The organism is Actinomadura sp. NPDC049753, from assembly GCF_040674655.1.
Taxonomy (GTDB): domain Bacteria; phylum Actinomycetota; class Actinomycetes; order Streptosporangiales; family Streptosporangiaceae; genus Spirillospora; species Spirillospora verrucosospora.
Genome location: NZ_JBFARL010000182.1, coordinates 1 through 15,440, shown reverse-complemented (window position 1 = coordinate 15,440; position 15,440 = coordinate 1). Strand labels below are relative to the sequence as shown.

The 15,440-nt window shown below is 71.9% G+C and carries 12 protein-coding genes and 1 pseudogene; 8 read left to right on the top strand and 5 right to left on the bottom strand.

Annotated elements, in window-relative coordinates:
- Positions 1 to 301: pseudogene (locus AB0K37_RS32780) on the top strand (hypothetical protein); the annotation flags it as partial.
- Positions 302 to 352: 51 nt separating this feature from the next.
- Here the strand turns inward: AB0K37_RS32780 and AB0K37_RS32775 are convergent.
- Positions 353 to 742, bottom strand: coding sequence for a DUF5319 domain-containing protein (locus AB0K37_RS32775; RefSeq protein ID WP_179845994.1), 390 nt, complete (start codon positions 740 to 742; stop codon positions 353 to 355).
- 243 nt (positions 743 to 985) lie between these two features.
- Between AB0K37_RS32775 and guaB the strand changes: the two genes are divergently transcribed.
- From guaB to glpD, 3 genes are all read left to right on the top strand, one after another.
- Positions 986 to 2,482 (top strand): IMP dehydrogenase, encoded by a 1,497-nt coding sequence (gene guaB / locus AB0K37_RS32770; protein WP_363987583.1) that lies wholly within the window; start codon positions 986 to 988, stop codon positions 2,480 to 2,482.
- A gap of 84 nt (positions 2,483 to 2,566) precedes the next feature.
- Positions 2,567 to 3,682 (top strand): GuaB3 family IMP dehydrogenase-related protein, encoded by a 1,116-nt coding sequence (locus tag AB0K37_RS32765; protein ID WP_363987585.1) that lies wholly within the window; start codon positions 2,567 to 2,569, stop codon positions 3,680 to 3,682.
- Between the two features lie 99 nt (positions 3,683 to 3,781).
- Positions 3,782 to 5,521, top strand: a complete 1,740-nt coding sequence (glpD, locus tag AB0K37_RS32760; RefSeq protein WP_363987582.1) for a glycerol-3-phosphate dehydrogenase — start codon at positions 3,782 to 3,784, stop codon at positions 5,519 to 5,521.
- A 16-nt stretch (positions 5,522 to 5,537) separates the two neighbouring features.
- On the opposite strand, the gene AB0K37_RS32755 is transcribed toward glpD, so the two are convergent.
- Positions 5,538 to 6,200 carry a helix-turn-helix domain-containing protein gene (locus AB0K37_RS32755; RefSeq protein WP_363987580.1) on the bottom strand — a complete coding sequence of 221 codons (663 nt, stop codon included), beginning with the start codon at positions 6,198 to 6,200 and terminating at the stop codon, positions 5,538 to 5,540.
- Between the two features lie 264 nt (positions 6,201 to 6,464).
- Here AB0K37_RS32755 and AB0K37_RS32750 point away from each other — a divergent pair, with 264 nt between their 5' ends.
- Positions 6,465 to 8,150 (top strand): succinic semialdehyde dehydrogenase, encoded by a 1,686-nt coding sequence (locus tag AB0K37_RS32750; RefSeq protein WP_363987578.1) that lies wholly within the window; start codon positions 6,465 to 6,467, stop codon positions 8,148 to 8,150.
- Positions 8,151 to 8,159: 9 nt separating this feature from the next.
- Positions 8,160 to 9,911 carry a GMC family oxidoreductase gene (locus AB0K37_RS32745; protein WP_363987576.1) on the top strand — a complete coding sequence of 584 codons (1,752 nt, stop codon included), beginning with the start codon at positions 8,160 to 8,162 and terminating at the stop codon, positions 9,909 to 9,911.
- 55 nt (positions 9,912 to 9,966) lie between these two features.
- Here the strand turns inward: AB0K37_RS32745 and AB0K37_RS32740 are convergent, their stop codons facing one another.
- Entirely contained in the window at positions 9,967 to 10,869 is a 903-nt protein-coding gene (locus tag AB0K37_RS32740; protein WP_363987574.1) for a zinc metalloprotease, read from the bottom strand.
- A 169-nt stretch (positions 10,870 to 11,038) separates the two neighbouring features.
- On the opposite strand from AB0K37_RS32740, the gene AB0K37_RS32735 reads away from it, so the two are divergent.
- On the top strand, positions 11,039 to 11,767 hold the full coding sequence (locus AB0K37_RS32735; RefSeq protein WP_363987573.1) for a DNA alkylation repair protein: 729 nt from the start codon (positions 11,039 to 11,041) through the stop codon (positions 11,765 to 11,767).
- A gap of 24 nt (positions 11,768 to 11,791) precedes the next feature.
- Here the strand turns inward: AB0K37_RS32735 and AB0K37_RS32730 are convergent, their stop codons facing one another.
- Entirely contained in the window at positions 11,792 to 12,760 is a 969-nt protein-coding gene (locus tag AB0K37_RS32730) for a zinc metalloprotease (RefSeq protein ID WP_363987571.1), read from the bottom strand.
- A 262-nt stretch (positions 12,761 to 13,022) separates the two neighbouring features.
- On the opposite strand from AB0K37_RS32730, the gene guaA reads away from it, so the two are divergent.
- Positions 13,023 to 14,609 carry a glutamine-hydrolyzing GMP synthase gene (guaA, locus tag AB0K37_RS32725; protein WP_363987569.1) on the top strand — a complete coding sequence of 529 codons (1,587 nt, stop codon included), beginning with the start codon at positions 13,023 to 13,025 and terminating at the stop codon, positions 14,607 to 14,609.
- 106 nt (positions 14,610 to 14,715) lie between these two features.
- Here guaA and AB0K37_RS32720 read toward each other — a convergent pair whose 3' ends face one another.
- Positions 14,716 to 15,258: a carboxymuconolactone decarboxylase family protein gene (locus tag AB0K37_RS32720; protein ID WP_363987567.1), complete on the bottom strand. Its 543-nt coding sequence runs from the start codon at positions 15,256 to 15,258 to the stop codon at positions 14,716 to 14,718.
- Positions 15,259 to 15,440 lie beyond the last annotated feature (182 nt).

Sequence of the window (15,440 nt, the reverse complement as noted above, 5' to 3'; positions counted from 1 at the left end):
GCGGCGTCCGCGGCCGCCCGCGCGCCCGGCCCCGGAGCCGGGGCGCCCCGCCGCGCGCACGCCGTCCGCCGACCCGGACCGCGGTGAGAACCGGCAGCTCAGGCGGCGCCTGGACGGACCCTTCCCCCGTCACCTGCCGCGCCGCCCTTCGCGCAGGCAGGAGGCCCCGACGATGTTCACGGAACCGGTCGAGAGGCCCGACGCGCGGCCGGTGGCCGACCCGCGGCCCCGCCTCGACGACCTGCGCCGCATAGCCCGCAAGCGCGCCTTCGACTACCAGAACCGCCCCACCGACGACTGACGGCGGCGCCCCGCGCGCCCTTCCCGTCCGGCTCGGTGCGGGCCTGGGCGGTCAGTTCTCGTCGCGGCCCTCTTCGCTGTCGATCACGCCGTCGACGTAGCCGCGGGCGTACTCCCAGCTGACGTAGTCGACGGGATCGGGGGAGAGCGCGGGCTCGTGGACGCGGGGGAGGCCCTCGTCCAGCAGGTGGCGCAGGTTGCCGTGCAGCAGCTCCCAGTCGATGTAGTGCATCTTGCCGCAGTCGCCGCAGTCGACCGTGAGGCCGCGCACCCCGAGCGGCTCCAGCAGCGCCCGGAAGACCTCCAGGTCGGCGAGGTCGGCCAGCACGTCCTCCCGCTCCGTCACGCTGAGCGGAGCGGTCTCGTCGCCCGGGTCGCCGAGCGCCGCGGCCGGATCCTCCGGGTCTCCGGCGAACGGGTCGAGCGGAGCATCGTCGTGCACACCCCCACGCTACTGCGCGACGCCCCGGGAGGTGCACCCCCCGGCCTCCTCCGTGCGCCGACGAGCGCTAAGCGCGCGAGCACGGAGGGGAATGCGAAGGACCGCCCGGCGTGTTGGCAGATGTCATCAAGACCACGTGAGCGCCGCGCGCAAAGCCCGCCCGGCCGTCGGCCCAGCCCCTACCATGGGGACAGGGTCCCTTGTGACCTGGCCCGATGCCGCCACCACCACGGGAAGGTTGTCATGAACCCCGCCGCCGAGCCCGACAAGTTCCTCCCGCAGGGCCTGACCTTCGACGACGTGCTCCTGCTGCCGGGCTACTCCGACCTGCAGCCCGGCGAGGCCGACACCACGACGCGGCTGACCCGCGAGATCTCGCTGCGGATCCCGCTCGTCTCGGCGGCGATGGACACGGTGACCGAGGCCCGCACCGCGGTCGCGATGGCGCGCCAGGGCGGCATCGGCGTGCTGCACCGCAACATGTCGATCGAGGAGCAGGCCGCGGAGGCCGACCGGGTCAAGCGCTCCGAGGCCGGGATGATCACCAACCCGGTGACCTGCCTGCCGGACGCCACGCTCGCCGACGTCGAGGCGCTGTGCGCCCGCTACCGGATCTCCGGCGTGCCGGTCACCGACGTGCGCGGCGTGCTCGTCGGCATCGTGACCAACCGCGACATGCGCTTCGAGACGGACCTGTCGCGCTCCGTCCGCGAGGTGATGACGGCGATGCCGCTCATCACCGCGCCGGTGGACGTCTCGCGCGAGGAGGCGTTCCGCCTGCTCGCGGGCAACAAGGTGGAGAAGCTCCCGCTCGTCGACGGGGAGGGCCGCCTCAAGGGCCTGATCACCACCAAGGACTTCACCAAGAGCGAGCAGTACCCCGACTCCACCAAGGACGCCGACGGCCGCCTGCTCGTCGCCGCGGCCGTGGGCGTCGGCGAGGACGCGCTGCGCCGTGCCCGCGCCCTCATCGAGGCCGGCGCCGACGTGATCATCGTGGACACGGCGCACGGCCACTCCAAGGGCGTCGCCGACACGATCGCCGCGATCAAGAGCAACTCGTCCGTCCAGGTCGTCGGCGGGAACGTCGCCACCGCGGCGGGCGCCCAGGTGCTGGTGGACGCGGGCGCCGACGCGATCAAGGTCGGCGTGGGCCCCGGCTCGATCTGCACCACCCGCATCGTCGCCGGCGTCGGCGTCCCCCAGATCACCGCGATCTTCGAGGCGGCCCGCGCGGCGAAGGCGGCGGGCGTCCCGGTGATCGGGGACGGCGGCCTGCAGTACTCGGGCGACATCGCCAAGGCCCTGGTCGCGGGCGCCGACACCGTGATGCTGGGCAGCCTGCTCGCCGGCGTCGAGGAGTCCCCGGGCGAGCTGATCTTCGTCCACGGCAAGCAGTACAAGTCCTACCGCGGCATGGGCTCGCTCGGCGCGATGCGCAACCGCGAGCGCGGCGCCTCGTACTCCAAGGACCGCTACGCCCAGGCCGACGTCAACGCCGAGGAGAAGCTGATCCCCGAGGGCGTCGAGGGCCAGGTCCCCTACCGCGGTCCCCTCGCCAACGTCGCGCACCAGCTCGTCGGCGGTCTCCACCAGTCGATGTGGTACGCGGGCACCCGCACCGTCCCCGAGCTCCAGGAGCGGGGCCAGCTCATGCGCATCAGCGTCGCGGGCCTGCGCGAGAGCCACCCGCACGACATCCAGATGACGGTGGAGGCCCCCAACTACCAGGGCCGGTGACCTGACGTAAGCTCTTCCGGGGCTTGGTCCCGCGAACCGCGGGAAGACCGATTCACGTGAAGGAAGGGCGCAGTGGCTGCTGAGGTGGAGATCGGCCGTGGTAAGAGCGGCCGCCGGGCGTACGCCTTCGACGACATCGGCATCGTGCCGTCCCGCCGGACGCGCGATCCCGAGGAGGTCAGCGTCGCCTGGCAGATCGACGCCTACCGGTTCGACATGCCGCTGGTCGTCGCGCCGATGGACAGCGTCGTCAGCCCGGCGACGGCGATCGCCGTCGGACGGCTCGGCGGCCTGGCCGTGCTCGACCTCGAGGGGCTCTGGACGCGCTACGACGACCCGGGGCAGCTGCTCGCCGAGATCGCCTCGCTGGACGACGTCCGCGCCACCCAGCGGCTCCAGGAGATCTACTCCGAGCCGATCAAGGAGGAGCTGATCGGCCGCCGGATCGAGGAGGTCCGCGAGGCGGGCGTCACCGTCGCGGCGCGGCTGTCGCCGCAGCGCACGGCCCAGTTCCACAAGGCCGTGATCGACGCCGGCGTCGACCTGTTCGTGATCCGCGGGGCGACCGTGTCCGCCGAGCACGTTTCGGGGCGCGCCGAGCCGCTGAACCTCAAGCAGTTCATCTACGACCTCGACGTCCCCGTGATCGTCGGCGGCTGCTCCACCTACACCGCGGCGCTGCACCTGATGCGCACCGGCGCGGCCGGCGTGCTGGTCGGGTTCGGCGGCGGCTCCGGGCACACGACGCGGACCGTCCTCGGCGTCGCCGTCCCGATGGCCACCGCGGTCGCCGACGTGGCCGCCGCCCGCCGCGACTACATGGACGAGTCCGGCGGCCGCTACGTGCACGTGATCGCCGACGGCGGCATGGTCAACAGCGGCGACATCGCCAAGGCGTTCGCCTGCGGCTCCGACGCCGTGATGGTCGGCTCCCCGTTCGCCCGCTCCACCGAGGCGCCCGGGCGCGGCTACCACTGGGGCAGCGAGGCCCACCACGGCGACGTCCCCCGCGGCACCCGCATCGAGATCGGGACGATCGGGACGATGGAGCAGATCCTGCACGGCCCGTCCCACGTCGCGGACGGCTCCATGAACCTCATCGGCGCGCTGCGCCGGTCGATGGCCACCGCGGGATACACGGAGCTGAAGGAGTTCCAGCGGGTCCAGGTCGTCGTGGCCCCCGGCCAGTCCACCGACTGAGAGCGACCCCACGCCCGTTCTTTCGCATCTCGGTGTGAACCGGTCCTTACTCTTGGGTAAGAACCGTTCGGAAACCGAACCGCTGTGGGGGGATGCGCGATGACGGGATCACCGGTGACCGGCCTTGGAAGCTCGCGGCTCGGCCCGGCCGAGCGCGCGGCGGCGCTCGACCGCATGGCCCGCGAGGAGTTCGACGTGGTCGTCGTCGGCGGCGGCATCGTCGGCGCGGGCGCGGCGCTTGACGCGGCGACCCGGGGCCTGTCCGTCGCAGTGGTCGAGGCCCGCGACTTCGCGTCGGGCACGTCGTCCCGGTCGTCCAAGCTGATCCACGGCGGGCTGCGGTACCTGGAGCAGTACAACTTCGACCTCGTCCGGGAGGCCCTGACCGAGCGCGCGCTGCTGCTCCAGCAGATCGCGCCGCACCTGGTGCAGCCCGTCCCGTTCATGCTGCCGACCACGCACCGCGTGTGGGAGCGCGCGTACCTCGGGGCGGGCGTGGCCCTCTACGACGCGCTGGCCTTCCAGATGGGCAGCACGCGCGGCGTCCCGCACCACCGCCACCTGACGCGCCGCGGGGCGCTGCGCCTCGCGCCGTCCCTGCGCAAGGACGCCTTCACCGGGGCGATCCAGTACTGGGACGCGATGGTCGACGACGCCCGCTACGTCATGACCGCCCTGCGGACGGCCGCGGAGTACGGCGCCCAGATCGCCTCGCGCACCCAGTGCCTGGGGTTCCTGCGCGAGGGGGAGCGCGTCACCGGCCTGCGCATCCGCGACCTTGAGGGCAACACGACCAGCGAGGTCCGCGCCAAGCAGGTCGTCAACGCCACCGGCGTGTGGACCGACGACATCCAGGAGCTCGTCGGCGGCCGCGGCCAGATCCACGTGAAGGCGTCCAAGGGCATCCACCTGGTGGTGCCCAAGGACCGCATCCACTCCGCGACCGGGATTATCCTGCGCACCGAGAAGTCGGTGCTGTTCGTGATCCCCTGGGGCCGCCACTGGATCATCGGCACCACCGACACCGCCTGGGACCTCGACAGGGCGCACCCCGCCGCGTCCAAGGCCGACATCGACTACGTCCTGGACCACGTCAACGCCGTCCTCGCCACGCCGCTCACCCATGACGACGTGGAGGGCGTCTACGCGGGCCTGCGCCCCCTCCTCACCGGCGAGACCGAGGAGACGTCGAAGCTCTCCCGCGAGCACGTGGTCGCGCACCCCGTCCCGGGTCTCGTCCTCGTGGCGGGCGGCAAGTACACGACCTACCGGGTCATGGCCAAGGACGCCATCGACGCCGTCGCGCACGGCCTCGACGGCAAGGTCGCCGAGTCCTGCACCGACCGCATCCCGCTCGTGGGCGGCGACGGCTTCCAGGCCATGTGGAACGCCCGGCACCGCCTCGCCGCGCGCTCCGGCCTGCACGTCGCCCGGATCGAGCACCTGCTGCGCCGCTACGGGACGCTCCTGGACGACCTGCTCGAACTCATCTCCGACAAGCCCGACCTCGCCAAGCCGCTGGACGGCGCCGACGACTACCTGCGCGCCGAGGTCGTCTACGCCGCCACCCACGAGGGCGCCCGCCACCTCAACGACGTCCTCGCCCGCCGCACGCGCATCTCCATCGAGACGTGGGACCGCGGCGTCGGCGTCGCCCAGGAGGCCGCCGACCTTCTCGCGCCCGTCCTCGGCTGGTCCAAGAAGCAGCGCGACCGGGAGATCGAGTACTACCGCAAGCGCGTCGAGGCCGAACGCGCCTCCCAGACCCAGGACGGCGACCAGGAGGCCGACGCCCGCCGCCGGGGCGCTCCCGACATCGTGCCCGTGGCCACCCCCTGACCCGGACGCCGGCGGGTCAGGGCCGGGGCCGTCCCTGGACGAGGGTCTTGCCGGTGCTGTAGAGGTCGGCCGGGACCCGGACGGGGTCGAGGAGGTGCTGGAAGGCCAGGCCGAAGTCGAGGGCCATGGTCAGGGTGGCGCGGTCGCCCGGGGCCAGCTCGCCCGGGGCCAGCTCGCCCGGGGCCGGGCCGTCGTGGGCGGGGCCGTCGGCGGGCTCCAGTTCCCGGGCCAGCTGTTCCCGGCGTTCGGCGTACCAGTCGGCGATGCGCCACCCGGCGGCGTAGTCGCGCATCCCGTAGAGCCAGAACTCGACCAGGAGCAGGGCGAGGCGGCGGGGGGCCTCGTCGGAGTCGCGGCGGGACGGGCGGCCGGTGCGGTCGGCGTCCTCGGCGGCGGCGCGGAGCTCGTCGCAGACGTCGGTGCGGGTGCGGGCGCTGGTGATGCGCTCCATCAGGGCGAGGAGCAGGTCGGTCTTGCCCGCGAAGTTGGAGTAGACGGCGCCCTTGGTGAGCCCGGCGGCCGCCGCGATGTCGTCGAGCGAGGCGCCGTGGATGCCGCGCTCGGCCCAGAGGCGCTCGGCGGCGGCGAGCAGGGCGGCGCGGGTCTGCTCGCGGCGGTCCCGGCGCGCGCCGGGGCGGGCGGCGCCGCTCTCGGGTGTGTGGCCGCGGGCGTGCGTCATCGCTGTCCCCTCCCCTGGGCAGCGCCGCCCCCGACGGCGCTGGAATTCTCCTCCTGCTTTCGGGATACACCGGGCGGGGTCGGTCAGTCTTCGAGTTGCACAACTCCACCCGGCTTGGAACGGTCCGTTCGGCAGAGGTCGTCAATCGCGGACGGAGGCGGCGGGGAGCGCGAACGGAGATAGCGACCCTAGTGGGGCATATCACTGCAAGTAGCGCATTACTTGCGGGTAGCCAAACTGGGCGGGTGGTCATACCCTGCCTGCATGGCATCCCCGACGGTTCCCGCCGAAGGCGCGGCAGACCCCGCCGACGGCCCAACAGGCTCTGCCGAAGGCGCGGCGGACTCTGCCGAAGGCGCGACAGGCTCTGCCGAGAGCGCGACAGGCTCTGCCAAGGGCGCGGCAGAGCACACGCTTCCCCGGACTCTGATCGACCGGCTGGTCTCGCACGTCGCCTCGGACGGCGCCGAGACCGCGACGATCCCGAGCCCCTTCACCGGTGAGCCCCTCGCGACCGTTCCGCTGTCGAGCCCCGAGGACGTCCGGGCCGCCTACGAGCGGGCGCGCGAGGCGCAGCGGGCCTGGGCGGCGCTGCCCGCGGGAGAGCGCGCCAAGCCCTTCCTGCGGCTCGCGGACGCGCTCGTCGACCGGCGCGCGGAGATCCTCGACATCATCCAGCTGGAGACCGGCAAGGCGCGCCGGCACGCGATGGAGGAGTTCCTCGACGTCGCGCTGTGCTCGCTCTACTACGCCCGGCGGGCGCCGCGGCTGCTGAAGCCCCGCCGCCGCAAGGGGATGATGCCGGGGCTGACCCGCGTCCAGGAACTGCGGCACCCGAAGGGCGTCGTGGCGCTGATCGCGCCGTGGAACTACCCGTTCGCGCTCGGCGCCAGCGACATCGCTCCGGCGCTGATGGCGGGCAACGCCGTCGTCCACAAGCCCGACACCCAGACGTGCCTGTCCAGCCTGTGGGTGCTGGACCTGCTGGTCTCGCTCGGGCTGCCCCGCGACCTCTGGCAGATCGTCGTCGGGGATCCCGCCGAGATCGGCGACCCGCTGGTGGAGAACGCCGACTACGTCTCGTTCACCGGCTCCACGCGCGGGGGCAAGGCGATCGCGGAGAAGGTGGCGCCGCGGCTGGTCGCCTACTCGCTGGAGCTCGGCGGCAAGAACCCGATGATCGTCATGCCGGACGCCGACGTCGAGCGCGCCGCGCGCGGCGCCGTCCGCGCGTGCTTCACCAACGCCGGTCAGCTGTGCATCTCGATCGAGCGGATGTACGTGCACGAGGACGTCTACGACCGGTTCGTGCCGCGGTTCGTCGAACTCGTCAAGGGCATGCGGCTGGGCACCGGCCTGAACTTCGACGCCGAGATGGGTTCGCTGACCCACAAGCGCCAGCTGGACGCGGTGACGGCGCACGTGGACCAGGCCGTCAAGGAGGGCGCGACCGTCCTGGCCGGCGGGAAGGCCCGTCCCGACGTCGGCCCGCTGTTCTACGAGCCGACGGTCCTCGCTGACGTCAACGGCGACATGGACCTGTGCGCGAACGAGACGTTCGGCCCCGTCGTCGCCGTCTACAAGTACCGGGACGAGGACGAGGTCGTCGCCCGCGCCAACGACACGCCCTACGGGCTGAACGCGTCGGTGTGGACGAAGAACCCGGCGCGGGGCCGCCGCCTCGCCGCCCGCATCCAGGCGGGGACGGTCAACATCAACGACGGCTACGGCGCCGCCTACGCCTCCTACGACTCCCCGATGGGCGGGATGAAGCAGTCCGGGGTGGGACGCCGCCACGGGGCCGAGGGGCTGCTGAAGTTCACCGAGGTCCAGACCGTCGCGAGCCAGCACTTCATGGACCTGGAGCCGCCCGGCGCGATCGGCTACGACACCTTCGCCGACTACATGGCCACCGGCATCAAGCTCATGAAGAAGCTGCGGATCAAGTAGGGATCGCCTGTGAAGCATGACTTCGACGTGCTCGTCGTCGGGTCGGGGTTCGGCGGCAGCGTCTCGGCGCTCCGGCTGACCGAGAAGGGCTACAGGGTCGGCGTCATCGAGGCCGGCCGCCGTTTCGACACGAACCCGGGCGGCGCGCCGGGGTCCCGCTATCCGGAGCTGCCGAAGACGAACTGGCGCATCGCCCGCTACCTGTGGGCGCCCGCGCTCGGCCTGACCGGCATGCAGCGGATGCACCTCATCCGCGGCGCGAAGTCGAGCCGCGTGATGGTGCTGGCGGGCGCGGGCGTCGGCGGCGGATCGCTCAACTACGCCAACACGCTGTACGTCCCGCCGGAGCCGTTCTTCAAGGACCGGCAGTGGGCGCACATCACCGACTGGCGGGACGAGCTCACGCCCTACTACGAGCAGGCCAAACGCATGCTCGGAGTCGTCCAGAACCCGACGACGACGGCGGCCGACAAGGTCATGAAGCGGGTCGCCGACCGGATGGGCAAGGGCGAGACCTTCGTGAAGACGCCGGTCGGCGTCTACTTCGGGAGCGGCGCCGGGATCGAGAGCGCCGACCCCTACTTCGGCGGGGCGGGCCCGCGCCGGCGCGGCTGCCTGGAATGCGGCGAGTGCATGGTGGGCTGCCGCCACGGCGCGAAGAACATGCTGACCGAGAACTACCTGTACCTGGCCGAGAGGGCGGGCGCCCGGGTGATGCCGCTCAGCCGCGTCACCTCGGTGCGGCCGCGCGCCGGCGGCGGGTACGAGGTCGAGATCGTCCGCACGGGCTCGTTCGGCCGCAACCGCAGGACGCTCACCGCCGAGCAGGTCGTCTTCGCCGCGGGCACCTACGGGACGCAGAAGCTCCTGCACAAGCTCAAGTCGACCGGGCTGCTGCCGCGCCTGTCCGACCGGCTCGGCGCCCTGACCCGCACCAACTCCGAGGCGATCCTCGGCGGCGGGCGCCGCAACGGCCGGCCGGGGCCGGACTTCTCCGAGGGCGTGGCGATCACGTCGTCGTTCCACCCGACGCCGGACACCCATGTCGAGCCCGTCCGGTACGGCCGGGGCTCGAACCTGCTCGCCTCCCTCCAGACCCTCCTGGTGGACGGCGACCGGCCGGGCGAGCGGCACACGCCCCGGATCCGCAAGTTCGCCCGCGAGGTGCTGCGCAAGCCGGGCGACCTCCTCCAGCTCTTCGACGTCCGCCACTGGTCGGAGCGCACGGTCATCGCCCTGGTCATGCAGACCCGCGACAACTCGATCACGCTGCGCCCGAAGAAGGGCCCGTTCGGCTGGGACGTCCGCGCGACGGCCGGGCACGGCGAGCCGAACCCGACGTGGATCCCCGAGGGGCACGAGGCGACCCGCCGGATCGCCGAGGAGATCGGCGGCATCCCGGGCGGCACCTGGGGCGACCTGTTCGACATCCCGATGACCGCGCACTTCCTCGGCGGCTGCGCCATCGGCGACTCCGCCGAGACGGGGGTGATCGACCCCTACCACCGCGTCTACGGGCACCCGGGGCTGCACGTCGTGGACGGCTCCGCCGTCTCGGCCAACCTGGGCGTCAACCCGTCCCTCACCATCACGGCGCAGGCCGAGCGCGCCATGGCGTTCTGGCCGAACCGCTCGGAGGACGACCCGCGTCCCGCCCTCGGCGACTCCTACCGCCGCGTGGCCCCCGTCGCCCCGAAGAACCCGGCCGTCCCGGCCGGCGCCCCCGCCGCCCTGAAGCTCCCGATCGTCGACATCACCTGAGGGCGGACGAGTCCGGCGCCGGAGCGGGCCACCGCTCCGGCGCCGGAAGCCCGGATCAGGCGCGGTAGGCGGCCCACTGGTTCTTCATGCGCGTGGACTGGCCCGGCGTGAACTCGTACATGCACGAGTCGTAGCTGTAGTCCATGAAGTTGTGGATGGGGTCGGCGCCGGCCGTGGAGCAGGTGTCGCGGCCGGTCGGGCAGCCCGAGGCCGGGCTCTGCTCGGCGGGCGTGTCGGAGACGCTGTCGCCGGTACTGCTGCACCCGCCCTGGAACGTGTGGTAGAGCCCCATCCAGTGGCCCACCTCGTGGGTTCCGGTGTCGCCCTCGTTGTAGTTGCCCAGCGAGCCGCCCGGAAGGCTCTGGTAGTGGACGACGACGCCGTCCATCTTGGGCTTGGAGCGGTAACTGCTCGGGAACGTGGCCCAGCCGAGGAGGCTGCTGCCGAGGTCGGCCGTGTAGAAGTTGAGGTCCTGCGCGTTGCCGGTGTGCAGGGCCGACTTCATCTGGGACTCGTAGCCCTCGGGGTCGGAGAACCAGGCCGCGTTCTGCGTCCGCCTGATCTCGGCCAGAGTGAACGTGACGCCGCTGCTGGCATAGGCGTTGTTGAGGACGCTGAGCTGCTTGGTCAGGACCGAGTCGGAGACGTTGCCCGCGCTGCCGTAGACGACCTGGAAGTGCACGCGAACGGTGATGGCTGCCGCCGTGCTCGTCTTCCTCAGCTTGCCCAGGCGGTTCTGGAAGTCCTTCTCCATCGCGGCGACCTGGGCCGTTCCGGGCTGGTTCCGCTCGGTGGCGTGGGCCCCGGCGCGGACGCGGGCCTGGGCGGGCTGGTCGGCGCACACCGTGGAGGAGGCGGACGGGGCGGACGGGGCGGCCAGCGTGGCGGGGGCGGCGGGGGCGTACGCCGTGAAGGCGGCGGCCATGCCGAGGACGGCGGCGATTCCGGCGCGTTTCATGGAACTCCTTGGGGGTGGGCGCGTGCGGGGGAGCGCGCGCGTGGGGAGCGGAGTCATCGCTGGAACCAGGGTGGATGCGAACAAACAGCACGTCTTTAGCAAACCTGGACGAACAGGCGCGCGTAATGCTGAATACGGCCCCGTAGCGCGGCGGCGTAGCGTGTCCCCCATGGACGTGGAGGGTGAGGCGGCGCGGATCCTGGCCGAGCTGAGAGCGCAGGCCGACCCGGTGCGCGCCGAAGGGGAGAAGCGCTACCTGAAAAGCGATCTCGCCCATATCGGCGTCACGGTTCCCGCGCTGCGCAAGGTCGCGTTGTCGGCGGTCAAGAGCATGCCGACCCGGGAGGAACTGGTCGCTCTCGCGGTGACGCTCTGGGACGTCGCCGACGAAGGCCGCCCGGTGCACGAGGCCCGCATGGCCGCCATAGAGGTCCTCATGAAGCGGGCGGCGCTGCTGGAGCCGCGCGATGTGGGCCTGGCGGAACGGCTCGTCAGGGACTCGGCGAGCTGGGTCTACGTCGACCAGCTCGCCGAGAAGGTCGTCGGCGCGCTGGTCGTCCGCAACCCGGACCTGGGGACGGTCCTAGACGTGTGGGTCACCGATCCCTACATGTGGGTGAGGCGCACGGCCATGCTGGCGCTCCTGGGGGGCGTTCGGGCCGGCGACCCCGATCTCGACCGCATCGGCCGCTACGGGGACGCGCTCATAGGCGAACGCGAGTTCTTCATTCGCAAGGCTCTCGGCTGGGTGCTCCGAGAGCTGTCCAAGAAAGACCCGGAGTGGGTGGCCGCCTGGGTCGAGCCACGCGTGGGCGCCATGTCAGGAGTCACGCTGCGCGAGGCCGTCCGCCGCCTTCCACCGGAAGCCGCCACCCGTCTCAAGCCCGCTTCCCGGTGAAACCGTCGGAGGCGGGAGAAAGCGCTAGGCGCGGTAGGCGGTCCACACGTTGTGGATGCGGGTGCCCTGGCCTGGGGTGAACGACGTCATGCAGGTGTCGTAGCTGTAGTCCATGTAGTTGTGCACCGGGTCTTCCCCGGGGACGGGGCAGGTGTCCTTGAAGGACGGGCAGCCGTTCGTCGGGTCGCGCTCGGCGGGAGTGTCGGCGACGCGGTCGCCCTCTCCGCTGCAGCCGTCCTGGAAGGTGTGGTAGAGCCCCATCCAGTGCCCGACCTCGTGGGTCGCGCTGAACCCCTTGTTGAAGTTCTCGATGGAGCCGCCCGGCATGCTGGCGTAGTGGACGGTCACGCCGTCCATCTGGGGGTCGGACTTGTACTTCCAGGGGAACGTCGACCAGCCGAGCAGGTCGCCGCCGATGTAGGTGCTGTACAGGTTCAGCGTCGACTTGCCGCCCTTGTGCAGCCTCGGCTTGTAGGTGCCCTCATAGCGTTCCGGGTCGCCGAACCATGCCGCGTTGTCGGTGCGGCTCACGGCCTTGAGCGTGAAGGAGACGTGCGCGTCCGCGCCGCCGTTGCCCCCGCCGTAGGACGTGTTCAGCGTGCTGATCTGGCGCTCGATCATGGCGTCGGACACGTTGCCCTTCGCGCCGGCGTGGATCACGTGGAAGTAGACCGGAATGGTGATCTGCGCGGCCCTGCGCTGGCCGGCGCCCTTCGAGGATCCATGCTTCCCTGGGCCGAGACCGTCCAGGATCCGGTTCAGGCGCCTCTCCACGGCGGCGGCCTCGGCGGGGCTGAGATCCATGCGGTCTCGGGGATGGCCGTCCGTCCGGTGGCGCGCCTCGGCCGCCGCCGGCGGGTGCCCGCAGTCGTCGTCGCGGCTTTCGTGCCCTGGCCGCGCGGATGGTCCGGTGCTCGCGGACGGCGCGGACTGCCCGAAGGTCGCGGCGGGGACGAGGGCGGCGAGCAGAGCGGCGGCGGCGAGCGGCTTCACGGCACTCCTAGGGACGGCGTTCCGGCGAGCACGGTGTTTCGACGAGCACGGCGTTTCGGAGAAACAACGCTTCACCGAACACAGTGCGTCATCAACTGATATCAGACCGCAGTCATCGTGCACGTGTGATCGAGGTAAATGGATGCCGACCGTTATAGGACAGTCGCCCTCAGTGACGATCATGTCGGAGACCGGGCGCATCGGCGCAGGCAGCGGCCCGTAGACTGGGAAGTCCCTTCCGACCGGGCGAAAGGCGTAGTTGGTGGTCGCAGACCAGTCCTTTGACACCGTCCTCGTCGTCGACTTCGGCGCGCAGTACGCGCAGCTGATCGCACGACGGGTCCGCGAGTGCCATGTGTTCAGCGAGATCGTGCCGTCGACCATGCCGGCGGCGGAGATGCTCGCCAAGCGGCCCAAGGCGATCATCCTCTCGGGCGGGCCCGCGTCGGTGTACGCCGAGGGCGCCCCGGTCGTGCCGGAGGGGCTGTTCGACATCGGCGTCCCCACGCTCGGCATCTGCTACGGCCACCAGGTCATGGCGCAGGCCCTCGGCGGGACGGTCGAGAACTCCGACGTCGCCGAGTACGGCGGCGCCACCGTCGCCGTCGCGTCCCCCGGCATGCTGTTCGCGGGCCTGCCGCACGAGCAGGCGGTGTGGATGTCCCACCGCGACTTCGTGAGCAGCGCCCCGGCCGGCTTCACCGTGACGGCCAGCACGGACGTCACCCCGGTCGCGGGCATGGAGGACCTGGAGCGCGGCTTCTTCGGCGTCCAGTTCCACCCCGAGGTCCTGCACACCCAGCACGGCATGGAGATCCTGCGGCGCTTCCTCTACGAGGGCGCCGGGTGCCGGCCGAACTGGACGATGGTGAACATCGCGGACGAGTCGATCGAGGCCGTCCGGGAGCGGGTCGGGGACAAGCGGGTGATCTGCGCGCTGTCGGGCGGCGTGGACTCCGCCGTCGCCGCCGCGCTCGTCCAGCGCGCCATCGGCGACCAGCTGACCTGCGTGTTCGTCGACCACGGCCTGCTGCGCAAGGGGGAGCCCGAGCAGGTCGAGAAGGACTTCGTCGCCGCCACCGGGGTCAACCTGCACGTCGTGGACGCCCAGGAGCGCTTCCTGTCCGCCCTCGACGGCGTCACCGACCCGGAGGAGAAGCGCAAGATCATCGGCCGCGAGTTCATCCGGGTGTTCGAGGAGGCGGCCCGGGAGATCGTCCACGGCGGCGCGGGTTCCGCCGGAGAACCGGCCGAACCGGTCGAGTTCCTTGTCCAGGGGACCCTCTACCCGGACGTGGTCGAATCGGGCGGCGGCACCGGCGCGGCCAACATCAAGTCGCACCACAACGTCGGCGGCCTCCCCGAAGACCTCCAGTTCAAGCTGGTCGAGCCGCTGCGGACGCTGTTCAAGGACGAGGTCCGCGCGCTCGGCGAGCAGCTCGGCCTCCCGGCCGAGATCGTCTGGCGGCAGCCGTTCCCCGGCCCCGGCCTCGGCATCCGCATCATCGGCGCCGTCACGCGCGACCGCCTGGACATCCTCCGGGACGCCGACGCCATCGCCCGCGAGGAGCTCACCCGCGCGGGCCTCGACCGCGACATCTGGCAGTTCCCGGTGGTCCTGCTCGCGGACGTGCGGTCGGTGGGCGTGCAGGGCGACAGCCGCACCTACGGGCACCCGATCGTCCTGCGCCCGGTGACCAGCGAGGACGCGATGACGGCCGACTGGGCGAAGCTGCCCTACGACGTCCTGCAGCGGATCTCCACCCGCATCACCAACGAGGTCCGCGAGATCAACCGCGTCACCGTCGACATCACCTCCAAGCCCCCGGGCACCATCGAGTGGGAGTAGGGACGGCCCGCTGGGCACGGCCCACAGGCACGGCAAAGGCCCGGACGGAATCCGTCCGGGCCTTTCGCCTACCGCCGGACGGGCGGGCCGTCGGGCGGGCGGGCCGTCAGACCGTGGCGGGGGCCAGCGCGGCCTCGGCCTCCAGCGTCGCGGCGGTCGCGTTCACCACGGCGGCGATCCGCAGCACCTCCTGGACGAGCTCGCGCGACAGGCCGGCCTCGCGGACGACCTTCTCGTGCGACTCCAGGCACCGCCCGCAGCCGTTGATCGCCGACACGGCGAGGCACCACAGCTCGAAGTCGACCTTCTCCACGCCGGGCCTGCCGATGATCGACATCCGCAGCCGGGCCGGGAGGGTCGCGTACGTCTCGTCCCCGATCAGGTGGGTGGCGCGGTAGTACACGTTGTTCATCGCCATGATCGACGCGGCGCCCTTGGCCGCCTCGAACGCCTCGGCGGACAGGTTGTCGCCCGCCTCCTCGGCGAGTTCGCGGATGACGACGGCGCTCCGCGTGGCGAGGGCGCAGGCCAGGACCGTCCCCCACAGCTGCTGGTCGGTGAGCTGGGAGGTCGAGGTCAGCGAGCCCAGGTTGAGCTTGGTGTCCTTGGCGTAGCCCGGGAGGGCGCCCTTCAGCGCGTCAACGCTCATGATCATGCGTCCTTTCGTGCGGACGGCCGGCCGCGGGTCGCGCGGGCGGGCCCCCGGGGTGCGGGGGGGGGACCCCCCCGGGCCGGCCCCGCGCGGGGGGCCCGGCCCCCCCGGCCCGCCCGCCCCGCCGGCTCAGAGTTGCCGTAGCGCTCCCCCGTCCACGGCCCATTCGGCGCCGGTGA